The organism is Paenibacillus sp. 7541 (genome assembly GCF_002276395.1).
Taxonomy (GTDB): domain Bacteria; phylum Bacillota; class Bacilli; order Paenibacillales; family Paenibacillaceae; genus Paenibacillus_AQ; species Paenibacillus_AQ campinasensis.
Map to the genome: position 1 here is coordinate 18,236 of NZ_NQLZ01000036.1, position 18,112 is coordinate 36,347.

The window sequence follows — 18,112 nt, forward strand, 5'->3', positions numbered from 1 at the left end:
ATCCGCCGCCGGGCCCAGATGCAAAATGCTGCTGGGAGACCTGAACGGAGACGGGCGGATGGAGATGCTGCTGGTCCAGCCGGACGACCGACAGGATGTGCGGTATATTCCGCATCAGGTGCAGTGCCTGACGGCTTATGACTTGAGCGGCCGCCAGCTGTGGCAGCACGGGACGCCGAGCGAAACGGCCGGCAGCCCGGGCTCGGATTACCCGGCGCAAATCTACGACATTGACGGAGACGGCGCGCTGGAGGTGCTCTGCGTCATGGATGGCCGACTGCAAATGCTCGATGGCGCCACCGGGCGTGTGAAATCGTCATTTCTGCTTCCGGATCCGCACGCCCATGATTGCATTATCGTTGCCAATCTTTCTGGCGAAGCGCATGCCTCGGATCTGTTGCTGAAGGACCGTTATGAGCGCATGTGGGCGCTGAATCGCGACGGAGAGGTGCTGTGGACACATAAGGGAAATGTCGGCCACTACCCCTGGGTGTACGATCTGGATGGCGACGGATACGACGAGGTTATGGCGGGCTACGATTTGCTGGATCACACCGGCAGGCTGCGCTGGTCCTGCCGGAACCTGGACGACCATGCGGATTGCATCTGGGTTGGCGACGTCAATGGGGACGGCGAGCCGGAGCTGGTGATCGGCGGCAGTGTGACGGTGATGTACGACCGAAACGGCAGCGAGCTGTGGCGGTACGAGGGCTCGGTGGAATCCCAGCATATTGCGCTTGGTAAGTTCCGCACCGACCTGCCTGGCTTGCAGATTGTCGGGCTCGACCGGATCACCCGCGAGGATGACGGCAAAGGGCTGAAGGGCAAGGATGCGCTCTTCCTGCTGGATGAGCAGGGACGGGAACTGTGGAAGGAAGCGAGATCGACGAGCGGCTGGCTCACCATTGCCGAGACGCTCAGCCGCTGGAGCGCGGATGCACCGGATTACATCCTGGCCTACCGGCGCGGCGGCGGGGTCCATCCCTCGCTGTATGACGGGTTTATGAACGTGGTGGCCGAGTTTCCGCTGGATGGATATGTCGTTCATGGTCCGATCTTTGGGCTGGAGACAGAGCAGGTCATTGTCTATACCGATGCGGTCGCGGCCATTTACGCGAGCAGCCCCATCGATCCGGCAGCCCCGCCGTCAGGCACACCGCTGCCGCAGCCGAAGCGGCTGTCCCACTCCACACTGTATCCTGGCGGGGAATATGGAGCAAGATAGGGTGTTTTATGCGCGCTGTTGATCGGCTGTGCGGGAAGCGGTTCGGTCCGATATTTTTGCAATATCCAGAAATAAATGTTTGCCCCGGACGGCTTTCTTGTATATTATAATTGTAATAAATGCGATGACGAGATGAGTAGATAATGATTTTCTTTTGCAGAGAGCTCCGGTCAGCTGGGAAGGAGTAAAGAACTCATTATTGAATAAAGCCTCTGAGCAGCACATCGGAACTGTGAGCAGGGATGGTGTGACAGGAGCTCCTGTTACAGAGCTAGAGTATTATGCATTGCTGAAGAAATGCCGTACTCGATGAGGTCAATATGGTGACATATTGGCAAATCTGGGGTGGTACCACGAGGATCCGATCTCGTCCCTAAGACCGCGGTCTTGGGGGGGGGATTTTTTTATTTGGATCATGAAATGGAAAAATGCAGCACACTTCAGGAGAGAACACACACCGCAGGCTTGCCGTCGGAATAGTGTTCTAGTAGAAGGAATCGTGCGAAGTCGGATCAGACGAACAACAGCTGAAGGAACAGGCGAATCATGAAATACACATAGAGGAAAGGAATGAACTGATATGTCTCAAAAGCTAAAAGCCGGAATTGTCGGCGGAACAGGAATGGTGGGGCAGCGGTTTGTCCAGCTGCTGGACGGCCACCCTTGGTTTGAAGTGACCGCGATTGCTGCCAGCAGCAGCTCGGCGGGCAAAACGTATGAGGAATCTGTTCAAGGCAGATGGAAACTGGATACACCGATTCCGGAGAACGTGAAATCGATCGTTGTTCAGGATGCTTCCAAGGTGGAAGAGGTCGCTGAAGGCGTTGACTTTATTTTCTGCGCGGTCGATATGAAGAAGAATGAGATTCAAGCGCTGGAAGAGGCTTATGCCAAAACAGGCACGCCAGTGATCTCCAACAACTCGGCTCACCGCTGGACGCCGGACGTGCCAATGGTCGTTCCTGAGATCAACCCCGGCCATATCGAGGTCATTGAAGCGCAGCGCAAGCGTCTGGGGACGAAAACCGGATTCATTGCGGTGAAGCCGAACTGCTCCATTCAAAGCTATGTGCCTGCGCTGCACGCGCTGCGGGAGTATCAGCCGGTGAATGTGGTGGCTTCTACGTACCAGGCGATTTCCGGGGCCGGGAAGAACTTCAACGACTGGCCTGAAATGCTGGACAACGTAATTCCGTACATCGGCGGCGAGGAAGAGAAGAGTGAGCAGGAGCCGCTGCGCATCTGGGGCAGCATTGACAACGGCCAGATTGTGAAGGCGAGCTCGCCAATTATCACGACCCAATGCATTCGGGTTCCGGTTACCGATGGCCATCTGGCGACCGTGTTTGTCTCGTTTGACAACAAGCCGACGAAGGATGAGATTATCGATCGCTGGCGCCAGTTTAAAGGAAGACCGCAGGAGCTGGAGCTGCCAAGCGCACCGAAGCAGTTCATCACCTATTTCGAGGAAGAGAACAGACCGCAGACGAAGCTGGACCGCGACATTGAGCGCGGCATGGGCGTCTCGGTAGGCCGTCTGCGCGAAGATACGCTGTATGATTACAAATTCGTCGGGCTGTCGCACAATACGCTGCGCGGCGCCGCAGGCGGTGCGGTATTGATTGCCGAGCTGCTGAAGGCGGAAGGTTACATTCAGCCGAAGTAAGGGCGCGGGAACGCGGACTCGCTTCCGGAGACTCAGCCTTAGCATGATGATGATGCCGTTTGATCAGGCTTCTCCCTGAACCAAAGGGATAATGGTGCTAAGGGTGGTGGAAAGACAGCAGGCGCCCAGCCTGACATGAAATAGAATGGAGCCAACATGACATGGAAATCAGACGGGATGATTTAAGCGGGCCGGAAATCAGGGCCCTTATTAGCGAGCACCTGCATCATATGTTTGAGACCTCTCCGCCGGAAAGCGTGCATGCCCTTGATCTGGAAGGGCTGAAGAAACCGGACGTCACGTTCTGGAGCCTCTGGATCGAGGGGGAGCTGGCTGGCTGCGGCGCGCTCAAGGAACTGGGTCGCGAGCATGGCGAGGTCAAATCGATGCGTACGGCTCACGCACATCGCAGACAAGGTGTCGCCCGCCATATGCTCGCCCATCTGCTGGAAGAAGCGCGGCAGCGCGGATACCGTCAGGTGAGCCTGGAGACAGGCTCGATGGAGGCTTTTGACGCGGCGCGCAGATTGTATGAAAGCTTCGGCTTTTCCTATTGTGACCCGTTTGCAGACTATGAAGCGGACCCGAACAGTGTGTTTATGACCAAAGTGCTGTAGCTGCCGCAGGGCCGCAGCCGTTAGAGTTTGATGGTCCTTCCTCGACCTCGAAGCTCTCCCGGCGCCTCATTCACCACTAGATGGTTCGCCCCCTTGGTTAATCAACCTATACCGGGGATGAAATCAATAAGCCCAACAGCAATCGCTGTTGGGCTTATTGGTCTTCCTCTTCCTATGTCAGGTGGAAAGTGTGGCTTTCGAGGAGGAAGCAGCCGTTTGCCGGACGGCAGCGGCTGATTCTTCACGCTGCTCATCCCGGGCGAAGACATCCCGGAAGAAGCGGGATACCTCAGTCTTGCGTCCCCGGCAGTAAGCCGGGGAGCTGATGATCAGCTCATCCTTGGCCCGGGTAACCGCCACATAGGCCAGCCGCCGCTCCTCTTCCAGCGCCGCTGCGGCCTTCTCCTCCTTGCTGGCCAGCGGGTGATGATCGTCCAGCTTCTCGGCATGGAGCGCTGATGAATGGGGGAGTATGCCTTCTGACGCGCCGATCAGACAGACGGACGGGAACTCGAGCCCCTTGGACTTATGAATCGTCATCAGCTTGATGGCGTCGGCGTCTTCATCCCGTTTCATGGCTGCCATCTCCCGGTGCACCACGATCAGGCGGTCAACAAACTCCACAAAGTCCTCCACACGCTCAAATCGTTTGGCAGATGCCTCCAGCTCGTCCAGACTCTCCTGAATAAATTCTTTATGCAGCGTAGCTTCCTGCCGCTCGTCCGCCTCCAGAAACTTGTTGTAAAATCGCAGCCGGATCTCCTTGATCGCATCCACCGGAGCGAGAGCATGGAGCGTGCGAATGAGCTTCAATCTTGCCCGGATCGACTCGATCTGATAGGGCTTCAACCCCGGATAAGAGAGCAGATGGGCGAGCGGCCCTTTCTTCGGCCTTGGCGCGTCCTTCTCGCGAATGAACGACATCCCGGCATCGCGGTTGATGTACAATGTATGGATGAGGCCCTCCATCGCGGTGAAATTGCGCCGATGAAGCGACAGGCGCAGATGATCCATCACCGGCTTGACGATCCACTGCTCGTAGAACAGCTCGGTGTGCTCGTAATGAATGAACGGAATTTCGCGCATCACCAGCTGCTCGAAGAAGGCGCGGCTGTCATTGCCCGTCCGGTACAGCACGGCGAAATCCCGGAAGGACCGGCCATGCTCCTTGACCTGGTCTGTAATATGGGCCAGCAGCAACTCGGCTTCCCGGTCCGGGTCCTCCGGACGCACATATAACGGCACGCTGCTGCTTTTGCGGGTGGAGCGCAGCTGTTTCGGACGGCGCTTCTGATTGAACCGGATCAGCTCGTTGCCGAGCCCGACAATCGAGGAGAGAGAACGGTAGTTGGTATCCAGCGTGACGATTCTGGCGCCCGGGAAGGTTTGGTCAAACTCGAGAATGAACTCGTTGCGCGCCCCGTTGAAGCTGTAGATCGTCTGATCATCGTCCCCGACCACCATCAGGTTGCGGTGCTGGGCTACGATTCGTTTGAGCAGCTCATAAGGCAGCAGCCCCGTGTCCTGGAACTCGTCCACCATCACATACCGGAAACGCCGCTGCAAGGAAGAGAGAAGCCGATCGTCCGTGGACAGCAGCTGGTAGGACCAGACCAGAATATCGTCAAAATCCATGTGCTCATGCTCCTGCTTCCAGGCCTCATAGCGGGCAAAAATCTGTTTCTGCTCCACCTCTGCCGGCGTCTTCACAGTCAGTTCATCCAGACCGACCATATTCATGCGATAAGCGGACCATAGGGAGAGCAGCGTTTCGGCATCATAGCTGTCCTGCAGCCCCATCTCCCGCAATATCATCTTGATGATGAATTGCTGATGGCGCGAACTGCTGAGTATTTTCTGCCTGTAGCCGCGTGTACGCAGTAAATACAGGAAGAAGGAATGAAAAGTTCTGGCCGTCACCTTGCTGGCGTCGGATGAATTCAGCCCGGGCAGGGACAGAATCCGTTCCTTCATCTCGGCAGCTGCCTTGGAGGAGAAGGTCACGAGCAGAATAGAGGCGGGGTCCACGTTCCCGCATGCAATTAAATAGCCCGTTCGGCTGACCAGAACGGAGGTTTTGCCAGATCCGGCTCCGGCCAGGGTCAGCAGCGGACCGTTCAGATGCCGAACGGCCTGCAGCTGCGCCCGGTTCAGGTGCAGGCCCGCCGACTCCAGACCGCGGAAGAAAGAAGCGTCCGGCTCGTCATCGCGAAGGATGGTTCTGCTCGTTTCGCTCGAAGCCAGCTTCGCAAAAGGGATGCTTCTGCTAATACTGCCGTATGGGCGTTTATAAAAAGGGTTAGATGTCATGAAACTCACCAATCAAAAGTGATATGTAAATCGAGAGTACAGGTCTGTTCAAAGACATGCTTACCCAGTGTAACGGATTATGCGCCGGAAGGGAAGAACTTAGCGGGAGGTGAGATATTTCTCCAGCTTCTCGTAGATCGCGCTCCCTTTGTCGGCATAATCAAGCGGCGTCTTGCCGTGCGCATCCTTGATGGTGGCATCGACCTGGTGCACGTTCAGCAGTTTATCCAGATAGAAGTCGCTCTGATGGATAACGGCCATATGAAGCGGCGTCTGCCCCTCCAGATTGCGCAGGTTATAATCCAGATTGCCAGCCTGTCCGTCGAGGTTCACGACAGGTTCGTAGAGAGATTCGTTCTCACTCATGATGATGTAATGCAGCAGACCGTTGCCTGTCGCTTCGTCCTTGGACACGAGCGTAATTTCTCCGGCAGCAACCATCAGAAAGATCTTCTCGATGATGATTTCACCGTTAACCTTCAACCGGTCTCCTAAATCACTCACGATTTGTCTTTCAAAAAGGCTGCTTGGCGCGGAAGGGGAATACGAGGATGAAGAGGAAGGCGGCGGGGAATCGGATGCTGGGGCTGAAACAGAGCTCTCTGGGCCCTCCTCTTTCACTATGCCGATCTGATCGGACTGGACGGAACTGACCCGATAACCGAGCGCATTCGAATACTCACGAACCGGTACATACAGCTTGTTATCAATGACAACCGGCGGGGCAGACAGCTTGACCTCTTCGTTGTCAACGACTACAGCGATTTCTGACGGAACCGCTTTCAAATAATAGGCTGCTCCAACGGCTGTTCCTGCCGTTAATGCCGTTCCGACCACGGCACCTAGCACAAAGCTAGGAACGGTCGTCCATTTTTTCTTCACAATACCAACCTCCATCTATTTCAGAATATAAGGAATCCATAATATACCATAACATAGAAATCCCGGTGCGAGAAATATTCTCTACCGGGATCGGTCAGCTGCGCAGCAGCCTGGACTTATGAGCATACAGAATGGCCTTGTCTGCCAAATAAGCGGTATAGAGAAGCAGGAAGACCGCATACGGAAACCCGGTTCCGTCCAGACTAGGGACCATCCACTCGGCTGCCAGAAAATACAGCAGCGTTAGCAGCACGGGCAGCTGGCGCTTGAGCCGGTACATCCAAAGGGTCCAGACGATGCCGCCCACGCCGATATAGAGCAGCAGCAGCCGTACGGCATCGAGCGCCGATTGCATGACGCGGCGGGCTTCTTCATCCCCGAATGAGCTGGCGTAGCGGGTCGTGTGGCCACCGAAGATGCTGCGGTACAGATGGGTGAATGTGTGCTCGCCGAGATAGCGGGCCTCCACCCACAGCGGCGCGAGGTTCCACGGACCTGGAAGAACCTTCAACTTATTCAATAGCGGGATGTTCAATAGCCAGGGGGACATGATGATGACATACCCGGCGAGAATCAGCAGCGTGCCTCCGGCGACCACCTTGAGCGGGCTTCTGTATCTGATCCAGAAGGCGACGAACAGGACCGGATAGAGCAGCGCCTGCAGGTTGTAGCAGGCCATGAATGCAGTCAGCGCTCCGGCGACGACATACCAGCCCGCCTGTTTCAGCTCAAGCGCGCCGATGACTGCGCAGACGAGCAGCAGCATCAACGCCTGCATCGTAATGTCAGGCAAGATCAGCCGGACGGCTCCATAGGCAGGCCAGTATAGCGCATAGATCAGGCAGGCCAGAAAGGCGATTCTCGGATTGAACATATACCTGGACAGTACAAAGACCAGGTACACCGACAGTGCGTGCAGGAGACACTGTAGCAGCTGGTACGCGACCAGGGCTTTGCTGGTGCTGCCAATGAGGGCGGTAAGCCCCGCGATGATGAGAGGCACACCGGGCATGACGCTTGTCGCAAGATCGATATCGCTGCTATGGGAATGGCTGATCAATGCCGCGCTGTCGATATAGCGTTGTTCCATGACCCGGCTGACATCGTAGGAGCTGCTGTTTCTGCCGGTCAGGACGAGCAGGAAAGACATGCAAAGGACAATAGCAATCAGCGAAAACAGCATTTTTCGCTGCATTCGGTTTAGCGTCCATATGGAAAACAAAGTTGCTCCACTCCACTCTTTATTTTTATCGTGAAGACATTTCGATTATGGAACTGATGGTATTACGCTCTTCTATATTAATGAAAAATGAAGAAAATAAAAAGACTCCGCATTACACGGAGTCCCGAATGATTCGCTTTCACGGTCGGCTGTGTATCCTCAGAAGCCGCGGTTGTACTTGGCAGGACTGGAAGAACGGTTCTTGGAAGTGCCATCGCGCTGCTGTTCTTCTTCCATTTCCAGCATGACATCCTCCATCGGGATCGGATCGACGTGCTGCTCGCTCTCAAATTTGTCAAACAGGCTTTCCTTCTCAGTCGGGTACTGTTCCGGATGGTCCCGGTTGCCCGGCCCGTTATCCAGTGGAAGATCCTTCTTATGCTCAGCCATGATCTCACCTCATTTACCGTTGATACTACCTTTATACCTTTTTTTGAGGCGGCTCAAACATGGGGGAAGCAGATGATTACACTTCCGCACCGGCAGCAGGCTCCTGACGCTCCAAACTGCGCTGCTCGATATAAGCGATGAACAGCTCGACGAGCTCGGGATCGAACTGGGTGCCTGCACAGAGGCGCAGCTCGGCAATGCCTTCCTCGAACGTCTTCGTTTTCTGGTACGGTCTCTCGGTGGTCATGGCGTCGAAGGAATCGATAATGGTCAGCATCCGGCACAGCTTCGGAATCTGTTTGCCCTTGAAGCCATGCGGGTATCCATGGCCATCATAACGCTCGTGATGAAGCTCGATAAACGGCACCAGTTCTTTAAATCTGTCGTTGGTTTCCGCAATGCGTTTGCCCCAGCTTACATGACGCTTGACCGTTTCCCATTCCGCCGGCGTGAGCTTGTCCTTTTTATTCAGAATCCCCCAAGGGATCTCCAATTTGCCGATATCATGGATCAGAGCGCCAAGCACAAAATTGCGCCGTTCCGTATTCGTTAGCCCGAGAACCTCGCTCATATCCATGGCATAGCGGAACACCCTTTTCGAATGCTTGAATGTGTCAACGTCTTTATACAGGAACAGCTTCAGCTGTTGTTCAATGTCCCGCACATCTTCGGTGAAGTCGATTTCGGACTCCTTTTTGGATGCGCTGCCGTAAACATGGACGATGTTCTTCCCCTGCTTCTTGGCATAATAGAGCGCTTGGTCCGCCAGATCAACGAACTGGGACTTGTCATGAATATCGACCTGATACGTGGCGACACCAGCCGAGAAGGAGAGGCATCCCGAAGGAAAAATCTCTACACCGTCAAAATAAGTGTCATTGAGCTTTTTGCGCAGCCGATTGATGAACAAGCCCGCATGCTTCTCATCGTATCCCGGCATCAGAATCGTAAATTCCTCGCCGCCGAAGCGGGAAGCGACCACTTCCGCAACCTTGCATTCTTTTTTCAGAAAACTGCCAAGGAAACCGAGCAGCATGTCGCCTTTCAGATGCCCGAACTGGTCGTTGTATTTTTTGAAGTCATCGATATCGATCATAGCCAGCGATAGTGCAGTATTCGAAGCGGTCGCTTTCTTGATCTCCGCATCCAGCAGGCTTTCGAAATAGCTGTGGTTGTATAAGCCCGTGCGCTGATCCTTGATGGCTTTTTCCTGGGCTTCGTTGTACATGCTGAACAGCTGCTTGAAGGAATAGGAGAGCATCACGCTCAGCCCGATGAACAGCGCAAGCCCGAAGATGCCGTTGTGCACAATAAGCACGGATAATACAAGTGAGAGAATCAGGGTGCTCAAATAGACGAGCAGGGTATCTTTCATGAAATTTTTAAGAATGTCATATAAAGATCCACGGTACAGCAAGTAGTAGTAAAATCCGATGAGGAATACGTTAATAAGGAAATATACGAGCAGCGCTGCGAGATAAGCGCCGAACTTGTCGTTGACCATAGGCCCGGTGATTCCGCCTGCAGCCTGAAAGATCAGCGCAGAGCCGGCAATCATGAGCGTGTATATCGAAAAATTTACGAAATGCTTCCAAACGGGAATTTTCCGGTCATATAACGCCATTGCCACCGTATTAAACAGAATGATGGTCAGGGCGAAAGGGGCACCATATATAAAGATGCAGGCCAGATAGATCGAAGAATCCATGGACTGCAAATTCCCTTCGGGAGGGAGCTGAAACGTAAAATAGTTCAGAATCATGGCAGCGCCCAGCATTGCATATACCCAGACCCACTGAGATGGGGTATAGTGGAGAAATTCTCCTCGATGCATGAATACAAATATCAGACAGCCCATTAGAGAAATAAAAACGAAGTACAATTGTCCTGCGATTTGTGGACGCTTCAGAATGGACATAAATGATTTCTCCTCAAAAAGTGCAATGGTTTTTCTCCACATTTTAAGGTATATTGGGCGGCAAGACAACGCTAAAGACGTAAAAAAACAGGCTGAGAGACCAGCCTGTTTCTTCCTGGATCACATTGCGCCTCCCAATCTGTAACCGGAAGTCAGTGCGATGACTACGGAAGCCACGATGATCGCATTGATGACAATGCGGGAATATTTAATCTGGTCAAGCTTTTTCATTCGTATTTCCCTCCCTTCAACTTGGTATGATGTATTATAAATTTTGTGGTTCAGCATGTTCAGAGCGATCAGGGGTTCGGCTCAGCGTCTTTGCAGCGGCATTCTTGCCGGATGTCATCAGGTTCACGATGTAGATAAAGATGCCGATATTCATAATGATGTCCCCGATGCTGATCACCTGTCTTCTTGGATAGGGCGGAGCCAGAGGGATAATGTCACCAAGAAAGGCCAGGCGTGTAGAAGCATCCATTAAATAGTGCTTGGTAACGGTCGAGCCGTTGCGCAAGATTTCCACATAATACGGATCAAGGACCGCTTCGACGGCTTGGATGGATACGGGCATTCTGCCACCATTGACAGCCATAACCAGAAAATTCAGAAATACACCAGCCAGAATGCTGGAGAAGCCTTTCTGCTCTCTGTTCAGCCAGAGAAACAGCATGCCAAAAATGTAAATCAGCATAAAAACATAGCCACTAGCTAATGCAAGCCAGTCGTAATTGTCTTGGAATCGGAAGATCAGCAGCTGTACGATCAGAAGGATCGGGAAGATGAAGCCGCCCTTAAGGCGAATTCTGCTGAATTGCTGCAAGCCGTGGCGGAGGCCGCCTCGGATCAATCCGACAAATAATCCAAGAATAATGCCGTCAAAGACCATAATCGATTCCTACTTTCAACTTTCATGTGTTCGTTATAGAAGGTTCGACAACGGGTTTGCAATTCCTGCAGCAGCATCCGATTATAGAGATGGATTTCGATAGGGTAAAATTATAAAAAATGGATAATCAGCAAGAAATCTAGCGATTTATGTATCATTATATCATGGACAAAGGATAAATCTTCCTACTTTTTTCGTGTTTTTAGAATTCAGAAACAGGCAGTCTATAGTCCTTGTTTCTTTTGACATACCTATGGGGGGTATAGTACAGTGGGAGTAGCTTAAATCATTGAAACAAGGAGGAAACCATCATGCAACAGGTGACATTGACTGTGGAAGGGATGTCTTGTAATCACTGTGTAGCTTCCGTTGAAGGCGCATTGAAGGAAGCGGGGGCAACCGGCAAGGTCGATCTGGCAGCGGGGACGGTAACCGTAGAGTACGACGAGTCGAAGCTGAGTCTGGATTCGCTCAAGGAAGCTATCGAAGAACAAGGCTACGACGTCGTTTCCTGATATTTCGACATTTATCAACAACTCCAGTTTTCGACATATGAACCGGCCGTGGCTGATCCTGCGAGCCGGTTTTTTTGCACCGTTTTTTTAAGCTCCGATCCTTTCTGCTGGGCAGGGGAGTGCAGAGTATATTTTATTTTGGGCTTGCCCGGAACGAACAAGACGTCATGGACTCTATGGCGGTTTGGGGGCTTTTGTTCTCCGGAACGTGGCGGGGAGGGAGGGGCAGCTCAGCGTTCCTAGTTCTATGGGTCCGGGCGCGCAGGAAATATGAAAGCCCTTTCCGACAGATGCGGGAAGTTGCACTAGCGGGGCCCGCGTTTCATAATAAATGAGTAAGTCAAAGAGCAAGATACAATCACCTGCGCGGCAGGTGTCCCTTGTTACAATATGAAATGTGATATGGTGAAGGAGGAAGTTTGGCGATGAATGAGACGCTGGCATTACTGATGAATCATCGGTCGATCCGCAAATATTCGGACAAGCCGGTGAGCGAGGAGCAGCTGGCTGCTGTTGTGGCCGCGGGGCAAATGGCATCCACCTCCAGCAACGTGCAGGCCTATACCGTGATTGCGGTGACGGATTCGGATAAGAAGCAGGCGCTGTCCAGACTGGCTGGAAATCAGGCCTATATCGTGGAATGCCCGGTATTCCTAGTATGGTGCGCGGACCTGTATCGGTTGAAAAAGAGTGCGGAGCCGCATCTGGGGGACAGCCCGACATATGAAGATTCGACGGAGAACTTCATTGTGGCGACGGTGGACGCCGCCCTGGCTGCGCAGAATGCAGCAGTTGCCGCCGAGTCGCTCGGCATGGGAATCGTGTACATCGGCGGAATTCGCAATGCGATTGCCGAAGCCTCGGAGCTGCTGGAGCTGCCGGAGCTTGTCTACCCGGTGTTCGGCATGTGCCTCGGCTATCCGGACCAGGAACCGGGACTTCGTCCGCGGCTTCCTCAGCCAGCGGTGCTCCATCGGGATCGCTATGATCCGGGGGCGCTTGCGGAAGTGAAGACGTATGACGAGATCTCCTCGGCCTATTTGGCCGAGCGCACGAATGGTGCGAACACCGCGCCGTGGTCCCAGTTGATGGCCAAGCGGCTCGCAGAGCCTGTCAGACTGCATATGCAGGATTTTCTGAAGCAGAAAGGGTTTATGAAGCGGTAATGTGGGATGAAGCAAGGTAAACGGGCGGATGGATGGGCAGCAGGCCTTTCGCCGCCGCTGAGGCTGAGCAAGAGAAGCTTGCTTTATGTGAACGAAAGAAACCGGACGGATTCAAGGAGGTGGCCTCCTTGCCGTCCGGTTTTATTGTGGAATCAGAACACAATTTCCTCGCTTGGGCAGACCCGGGCAAACCAGCGCAGCACTTCATTGTGATGCCTGATAATTTGAGCTGCCGTCATATCTTCATGGCCCCACGTACTGTGCGCATCCGAGGCTAAAGTCACTTTGTATCCCATGCTGAATGCTCTTCTGCAGGTGGTATCCACACAGAGATCGCTCTGGATTCCCGTGAGAATGACATGCTCAATGCCAAGCTTCTTGAGTTCCTCATCCAGTGGAGTATGAAGGAAAGAGTCCGGCGTTTTCTTATGAATGATGATGTCATCCGGGGCAGGCGCGATATCAGGGTGGATTTCCCAGTCCCTGGTTCCGTATTCCAGAGGTTCTCCGGCTGCCTCTTGATGCTGGACGTAGATGACAGGAATGTTCTTGGAACGCGCTTTAGCTAATAGCTCATTCACATGGTGCAGCAGCTGATCTCCGTTGTATACGGCATTTCCTTCCTGGAACATTCCGTTTTGAACATCAATGACGAGCAGTGCCTGTTGTGTCATCGTATATCTCCTTATCCATTAAATTAATAATACTGTCGCTTTTGGAGCTCATCCGATCATGAGAAGCGATATGAACCACGGAATCGGCTTTATATTCAATATGGATGCTCACTCCTTATCAATAAGTTAGCTCTTTTCGCATGCTTTGACAACCTGAGCTTTGGAAGAAAGTAGATTTCTATTGATCGATTCCATATATTTACTTACTATGAAAGCAAGTTGTATGTAATGTCAGGAGGTGCGGCCTATGGAGGCAGCAGCTACAATTCGCGATCATTTGGCACAGTACTTGCAGTGCAATGGGATGACGATCAATCAGTTTGCTAACAGGACAGGTTTGAATTCAGGAACTATTAGCAGAATTATCAACCATAAGCAGTCCATATCGATGGGGCAACTGGAGCGAATTACATCTGGCATGAATCTGCCTGAAGACTATTTCTTTCATTTATACATTGACGAATGTCTCTATTATTCCGCTTCTTCTTGGAGGAGGCTGCACCCGTTTCTGCTCCGCTGCGCAGAGCTTGGCCGGCTGGATTGCATCGATTAGGCAGCACGATATCTCTTGGACAATCTAAGTTATGTTCCAAAGCTGTTCGAGGTTGCCGAGGCTTTGTATCATCGCGGCAGTAAATCGGCAGCAGCTCTGCTGTATGAACTGGTTAGCGAGAGTGAGAAGTATCAGCACTCCGAGCGGCTGGCTTTATGCCAGTATCGCTTGTTAAATTGACCTTTAAATGTTAAAGAGACACACTTTTCTCTCTCCGTAAAATAGAAGAACGAGCAACGATTCTACATTGAAATATTATGATATGGATCTTTCAAAAGAAACGTATGATTTTTTTATTGAATTAATGGAGAGAGATGAACATGGAAATAATTAAATTACTCTTGCAATTATTTCAGATTCATTTAGAATGATGAGCAAAAAGTATGGTGATTAATGTGAAAAATGGAATATTGCTTATTGTTTTTTCTTTTTTTGTGATCAGTATAATTTACATAACGAGTTTCCCTTCTTTAGTTAAATTTCTTTTAGTTATGCTTTTTATTATTGCTTTCTGGATATATTCAGAACATATAAATGAGTTTATTTCGAACAAACGAAATATTAAAATTTCCATTATTGTTATTTTGTTGACAGATCTTTTGTTAGCATCAATTGCAATTTGGAGCATCTTCAAAATCGAAAATTTATCAAGTAAACTCTCAGTGTCCTCTAAAGAGAATATAACAGAATTGTTTTTCTTAATTGAAAAATATACATGGTTGAATGGTCTGAGTTCATATTTTGCGATGATAACTTTTATTTTTTTTGTTGCTCTGCTATTAAAATTTTTTAATTTAAAAAGGGCTCAAACTAAAAATTAAAGGTTGAAAAAGTTACTTCTTAAGGCGCTATCAATTGCATTCAACGTAAGTAGTTGCTGACCCGATCCGGAAAGAAGACCGAAAGCTGGAGCAGCATCTGTCCCCAGTTTTGGACGAGGCCTGTCCATTTGCGTGTCACATCTATCGTGGCCAGATAGAGCGTTTCTCAATCATATTTGTGGTGTAGATGAGTTTGCGGATCTCAGGAGTTTTTGAGCGAGCTAACCAAATACTATTTAACCGAAACCCGAATGGGAGCGCGGAAGCTGAGACCGGAGCGAAGAAAGACATAGGCCTCTATATTCCATTGGAACAGTAAACCGGATTCGCAGGGATAGTTACCCTAGGGTCCGGTTTTTGATTTTGACAATCGCTGACTGTTCTTTTCTTAGGGGAAGTGTTTTAATACTTCTAGATTTATCCCGGGGGCAGGGGCGGATTCTAGTTTTTCGTCTTTATTGACCGCTGTAATATTATAACTTAGAATAGATTATAATATTTTCCTATTTATTGGTATATGGAAGAGGGTGTGGAAATATGGCGCAAAAAACGACGATTCGAGATCACATAGAAGATTACATTGAGCAGAACGGGATGAACATCAACCGATTTGCGAATATATCCGGTGTGAACTCCGGAACACTCAGCAGAATTCTTAGTCAGAAGCAGCCGATCTCTATGGGGCAGCTTGAGCGAATTACATCCGGTCTGAACCTTCCTACGGATCATTTCTATGAGATGTACATCGAGGAATGTTTCTTTAACGGGACACCAACCTGGAGAAGATTAAGACCGTTTCTGTTTCGCTGTGCCGACACGGATCGCCTGGATTGTATTGAACGTGTGGTTACTACGTTGCTTGACAATCTTGCCTACACACCGATGCTGTTTGAGACAGCAGAAGAACTGTTCCACCAAGGAAAAAAGGCGGCCGCTGCCATATTGTACAAGCATGTGAGCACAAGCGAGAAATATCAGCATTCCGAACGGCTGGCCATATGCCAGTACAGACTGTTCTTGATTTCGATTGGGAACGATCAGGATGCGAATCTGAGAGCGGCAACGCTGTTTGAAGGTTATGTAGACCGCTTGGATCAGGAGTATCAGCTAGATGCTTACAAGCATTTGGCGCATGTATACGGTTCTCTTCATCGCTGGGATAAGGTTGATATGATGGCGAAGGAGATGCACAGAATTGCAACAATTTTGTATAATCAGAACCAACTTCGTCGTCAGAAGCCTCAAGAAGGGAGCCGATCACCGGAGAAGCCTGTATATTATTATATCTTATATTCTTATTTAATCCGCTCTACCGTATGTGAGCATAACGGGGATTATGAGGGAATGAAACACTATATACAGATGTATTCAGATGGAGATTGGATACAGGAGAAGTCCTCCGAAGTGCAGGCAATCATAGAGCAATTTCAAGAATGGGCAAAGGCTGACTTATATATATGTCGGTTAATGACGGGGCACTATGACGTGCTGCCGGAGTATGTAAAGTATATTGTTGCTCAAGGTGTCGATAGCTATAAGCTCAAAGCTTTTTTATATATAATCGAAGCTGCGAATCGGCATAATTGGAATGTAGATCCATATATCAACCAGTTTTCTGTCTATCTCTCTTATGAGAAATTTAAAGAGCTGTTTGGGGAGTACAATCAACAGGTTTACGCAGATGAATATGCTCGCCTATTAGTTGAAGTAGCTATGTACCACTTAAGAAATGGAAAAAGAGAAGGAATTGAAATTCTTTTACAAAGTTTGGATTTTTCTATTGCGATTAATAATAAAAGCAATATAATTAAAAGTGTAGCATTATTCGAGCAATATCGTGTAAAAGCTGACAAAAACGACATAAATCAATACCAGAAACTAATAAGGGAGGTTCAGTAAAACATGAAAAAGAAACTGTCTTTATTACTCTTTTCTGTGTTGATCGTGTTCTCTGTTCAACTGCCAGTCACTTCAGTGGATGCCGATCCTGGTCAAATTAAGCCATTGAGTCATGGTTTTGGTTTTGGTTGATACTTAATCGATACTCAAATAGATACATAGATAGCTAGCTTCAGATTAAACCACTTCAGGCGTCTCCGTTATTCGGAGACGCCCCTTTTTTTGTCTTAGTTCCTGATGCCATAACTCTATTATTCTATAATTTTACATTAAAGTATAAAATCCCTTGTATAAGGAGGCTATTCATAATGAACACGGCGAGGATTCAATATACCATTGAGCAAGAAAGAAGCAAACTGCATCAGATGAAACGACATTACCGGGACTTCAACCATCCGGTCGTGCTGCGGCAGTCCGTGCTGCTTGATGAACTGATCAATCAATATTTCATAAGCTTGAAGAGCACAAGCTCTGCTGCCAAGTAAGCCCTAAACTGCTCTGAACATGCTTATATGCCGTATAGCCTGGCGGCATTGTCATACAGCTGCTTGCGGGCCTGTAGAAGCGGTATCCCGCGCAGCTCGGCCCAGGCGCTGGCCACGCTCGACGTCATGCGCGGATGGGTCGTTTGCCCGGTGAAGGGGCCTTCGAACGGCCAGGGGCCGTCTGTTTCCGACATGACCAGATGCTCCGGATACCCAAGCGCAATGCGGCGGATCTCCTCCTCATATACAATGTCGGGGGTGAAGGAGATATAGTAGCCTTGTTCGGCCATACGCTGCAGCGTCTTCTCCGCTCCCTTGAACCAGTGGAAATGGGCAAGCGGGTGGCTGTATCGCTCAAGCAGATCGCAGGCCATCTCCGCATCCTCGTAGACCGCATGGAGGATGACGGGCTTTTTGTGCTTTGCGGCAAACGCAATGAACGTCTCCAGCAACTCCACATAGGGCTGATCATCCCATGCTTCGCCTCGGGTAGCTGCTTCAAGCCTGGTGTAGTAGGGAAGCCCGACCTCTCCTACGGCGACCATCTCCTCGCTATGGACCTCCATCCATTGCAGCAGTTCCTGAATCTCTGTCGCAGACGGGAGCGGCTGCTCAGGGTGATAGCCGAATGCCGGTCTGATCCCGCCGTTATACAGGCGAGCCAGCTCCAGATTCCGCTTGCAGGAAGGCAGGTTCATCGACACGCTGATAACGGACTGCACCTCGCTGTTCGCCAGGTCGGCCGCAATGGCAAGGCCGATATCTTCCGGGTAGCTGTCCAGATGTATATGCGTGTCGATCAATGGAGCGAGGGGGCCGCCACCCTTGTGGTTCACGATTGAACTCATATTCTCATTCCCTTCGGCTTCTATTTCTGAAG

The 18,112-nt window shown here is 50.7% G+C and carries 18 protein-coding genes, 1 pseudogene and 1 other annotated feature; of the genes and pseudogenes, 10 read left to right on the top strand and 9 right to left on the bottom strand.

Annotation, left to right across the window (positions count from 1 at the left end):
• Positions 1-25: 25 nt before the first annotated feature.
• The 3 genes from CHH75_RS20325 to CHH75_RS20335 all read left to right on the top strand — a co-directional run bounded on the left by CHH75_RS20325 (position 26) and on the right by CHH75_RS20335 (position 3,508).
• Entirely contained in the window at positions 26-1,225 is a 1,200-nt protein-coding gene (locus CHH75_RS20325; RefSeq protein ID WP_255223089.1) for a hypothetical protein, read from the top strand.
• 115 nt (positions 1,226-1,340) lie between these two features.
• Positions 1,341-1,603, top strand: a binding site (T-box leader).
• A gap of 202 nt (positions 1,604-1,805) precedes the next feature.
• On the top strand, positions 1,806-2,891 hold the full coding sequence (gene asd, locus CHH75_RS20330; RefSeq protein WP_095264565.1) for an aspartate-semialdehyde dehydrogenase: 1,086 nt from the start codon (positions 1,806-1,808) through the stop codon (positions 2,889-2,891).
• A gap of 161 nt (positions 2,892-3,052) precedes the next feature.
• A complete protein-coding gene (locus tag CHH75_RS20335) occupies positions 3,053-3,508 on the top strand; it encodes a GNAT family N-acetyltransferase (protein WP_095399052.1) in 456 nt (151 codons plus the stop codon).
• Between the two features lie 177 nt (positions 3,509-3,685).
• Here the strand turns inward: CHH75_RS20335 and CHH75_RS20340 are convergent, their stop codons facing one another.
• The 6 genes from CHH75_RS20340 to CHH75_RS20365 all read right to left on the bottom strand — a co-directional run bounded on the left by CHH75_RS20340 (position 3,686) and on the right by CHH75_RS20365 (position 11,119).
• Positions 3,686-5,818, bottom strand: a complete 2,133-nt coding sequence (locus CHH75_RS20340; protein ID WP_095264567.1) for an ATP-dependent helicase — start codon at positions 5,816-5,818, stop codon at positions 3,686-3,688.
• Positions 5,819-5,917: 99 nt separating this feature from the next.
• On the bottom strand, positions 5,918-6,700 hold the full coding sequence (locus CHH75_RS20345; protein WP_095399053.1) for an ankyrin repeat domain-containing protein: 783 nt from the start codon (positions 6,698-6,700) through the stop codon (positions 5,918-5,920).
• Between the two features lie 94 nt (positions 6,701-6,794).
• A complete protein-coding gene (locus tag CHH75_RS20350) occupies positions 6,795-7,895 on the bottom strand; it encodes an ArnT family glycosyltransferase (protein ID WP_230875597.1) in 1,101 nt (366 codons plus the stop codon).
• Positions 7,896-8,081: 186 nt separating this feature from the next.
• Positions 8,082-8,312: a hypothetical protein gene (locus CHH75_RS20355; protein WP_095264570.1), complete on the bottom strand. Its 231-nt coding sequence runs from the start codon at positions 8,310-8,312 to the stop codon at positions 8,082-8,084.
• Positions 8,313-8,388: 76 nt separating this feature from the next.
• On the bottom strand, positions 8,389-10,230 hold the full coding sequence (locus tag CHH75_RS20360) for a bifunctional diguanylate cyclase/phosphohydrolase (protein WP_095264571.1): 1,842 nt from the start codon (positions 10,228-10,230) through the stop codon (positions 8,389-8,391).
• A gap of 265 nt (positions 10,231-10,495) precedes the next feature.
• Positions 10,496-11,119 (bottom strand): DUF5317 domain-containing protein, encoded by a 624-nt coding sequence (locus CHH75_RS20365; RefSeq protein ID WP_095399054.1) that lies wholly within the window; start codon positions 11,117-11,119, stop codon positions 10,496-10,498.
• A gap of 311 nt (positions 11,120-11,430) precedes the next feature.
• Between CHH75_RS20365 and CHH75_RS20370 the strand changes: the two genes are divergently transcribed.
• On the top strand, positions 11,431-11,634 hold the full coding sequence (locus CHH75_RS20370) for a copper ion binding protein (RefSeq protein ID WP_095264573.1): 204 nt from the start codon (positions 11,431-11,433) through the stop codon (positions 11,632-11,634).
• A gap of 425 nt (positions 11,635-12,059) precedes the next feature.
• Positions 12,060-12,800 carry an oxygen-insensitive NADPH nitroreductase gene (nfsA, locus tag CHH75_RS20375; RefSeq protein WP_095264574.1) on the top strand — a complete coding sequence of 247 codons (741 nt, stop codon included), beginning with the start codon at positions 12,060-12,062 and terminating at the stop codon, positions 12,798-12,800.
• A gap of 152 nt (positions 12,801-12,952) precedes the next feature.
• Here the strand turns inward: nfsA and CHH75_RS20380 are convergent, their stop codons facing one another.
• Positions 12,953-13,474, bottom strand: a complete 522-nt coding sequence (locus CHH75_RS20380; RefSeq protein ID WP_095399055.1) for a cysteine hydrolase family protein — start codon at positions 13,472-13,474, stop codon at positions 12,953-12,955.
• 247 nt (positions 13,475-13,721) lie between these two features.
• Between CHH75_RS20380 and CHH75_RS25395 the strand changes: the two genes are divergently transcribed.
• Positions 13,722-14,027: a helix-turn-helix domain-containing protein gene (locus CHH75_RS25395; RefSeq protein WP_095399056.1), complete on the top strand. Its 306-nt coding sequence runs from the start codon at positions 13,722-13,724 to the stop codon at positions 14,025-14,027.
• A 15-nt stretch (positions 14,028-14,042) separates the two neighbouring features.
• Complete coding sequence (locus CHH75_RS25400; RefSeq protein ID WP_230875598.1) at positions 14,043-14,207, top strand: hypothetical protein; 165 nt, start codon at positions 14,043-14,045, stop codon at positions 14,205-14,207.
• 681 nt (positions 14,208-14,888) lie between these two features.
• On the opposite strand, the pseudogene CHH75_RS25405 reads toward CHH75_RS25400, so the two are convergent.
• A pseudogene (locus CHH75_RS25405) lies at positions 14,889-15,055 on the bottom strand (IS256 family transposase); the annotation flags it as partial.
• Between the two features lie 330 nt (positions 15,056-15,385).
• On the opposite strand from CHH75_RS25405, the gene CHH75_RS20400 reads away from it, so the two are divergent.
• From CHH75_RS20400 to CHH75_RS20405, 3 genes are all read left to right on the top strand, one after another.
• A complete protein-coding gene (locus CHH75_RS20400; protein WP_095268041.1) occupies positions 15,386-16,747 on the top strand; it encodes a helix-turn-helix domain-containing protein in 1,362 nt (453 codons plus the stop codon).
• A 3-nt stretch (positions 16,748-16,750) separates the two neighbouring features.
• Positions 16,751-16,879 (top strand): hypothetical protein, encoded by a 129-nt coding sequence (locus CHH75_RS25410; protein WP_255223087.1) that lies wholly within the window; start codon positions 16,751-16,753, stop codon positions 16,877-16,879.
• A 176-nt stretch (positions 16,880-17,055) separates the two neighbouring features.
• The gene (locus CHH75_RS20405; protein ID WP_095268042.1) at positions 17,056-17,232 is read left to right on the top strand and encodes an aspartyl-phosphate phosphatase Spo0E family protein; all 177 of its coding nucleotides are present in this window, start codon (positions 17,056-17,058) and stop codon (positions 17,230-17,232) included.
• Between the two features lie 23 nt (positions 17,233-17,255).
• On the opposite strand, the gene CHH75_RS20410 is transcribed toward CHH75_RS20405, so the two are convergent.
• Positions 17,256-18,080: a TatD family hydrolase gene (locus tag CHH75_RS20410; protein ID WP_095399058.1), complete on the bottom strand. Its 825-nt coding sequence runs from the start codon at positions 18,078-18,080 to the stop codon at positions 17,256-17,258.
• Between the last annotated feature and the right edge of the window lie 32 nt (positions 18,081-18,112).